Annotated in this window: 2 protein-coding genes; both read left to right on the forward strand. The window is 44.2% G+C overall.

What is annotated here, in order from left to right; all coding sequences use genetic code 11:
• Positions 1-252: hypothetical protein (locus TW85_RS26560; RefSeq protein ID WP_046019855.1), on the forward strand; the 252-nt coding region annotated here is incomplete at its 5' end.
• Positions 249-825: phage baseplate assembly protein (locus tag TW85_RS25795; protein ID WP_052702412.1), on the forward strand; the 577-nt coding region annotated here is incomplete at its 3' end. The genes TW85_RS26560 and TW85_RS25795, both read left to right, overlap by 4 nt.

Here is an 825-nt window from a genome sequence, read left to right on the forward strand (position 1 = left end):
AGAGCTGAAACTGTGGTTTATACGGTGCAAGGATGGAGACAAAAACTGGGAGGCGCGTTATGGAACCCCAACTTGCTTGTCCCTGTAAAGGACGCGTTAATGGATTGGAACGATGAACGATTAATCGTTGAGACTCGCATTATCCTCGGAGAGAAAGGAAGCACCACCGAACTTTTAGTGATGCCTAAAAATGCTTTTGACTTAATTGCTGAAGAAGAAAAAGCGAATGATAGTTTGGGGTTTGTTGTATGAATTCACTTTTAAAGCTATTGCAAAGAAAGCTTCATCGTTTAGCAGGTCGAGCAACCATTGCCCGAGTGAAGTATGTAAATAATGTTCGTTACCTCCAACTACAACAAGAAGGTGGGCAACCGCTAGATAACGTTGAGCACCTTGAGCCGTTTGGTTTTACGTCTCACCCATTAACCAATGCGGAATCTGTTGTTCTTGCGTTTAACGGCAACGGTTCTCATAGCGTGGCTATTCTTGCGGGAGACCAACGCTATCGCCTTACCATAGAGGAAGGTGAAGCCGCTATTTATAACCACCAAGGTGACAAGGTACACATTAAGAAAGACCGCTCTATAAGTGTTGAAGCTAAAACGAAAGTTGAGTTGGTTACACCACATACCCATATGACAGGTAAGTTAACGGTGGCTGAAACCATAGAATCTGTGGGCCAAATTAAAAGCGGCGCAAACATCATTGCTGCAACAAAAATTGATGCGGGGGGGAATGTTACCGCAGGAGGTGTTGTTAAAGGAGCGAGTTTTACTAATTCAGCAGGCTCAGCTTCTATGAGCTCTGACGGCACAATGGAAGTTA

Origin of the sequence: Marinomonas sp. S3726 (assembly GCF_000967665.1) — a bacterium.
Lineage (GTDB): Bacteria > Pseudomonadota > Gammaproteobacteria > Pseudomonadales > Marinomonadaceae > Marinomonas.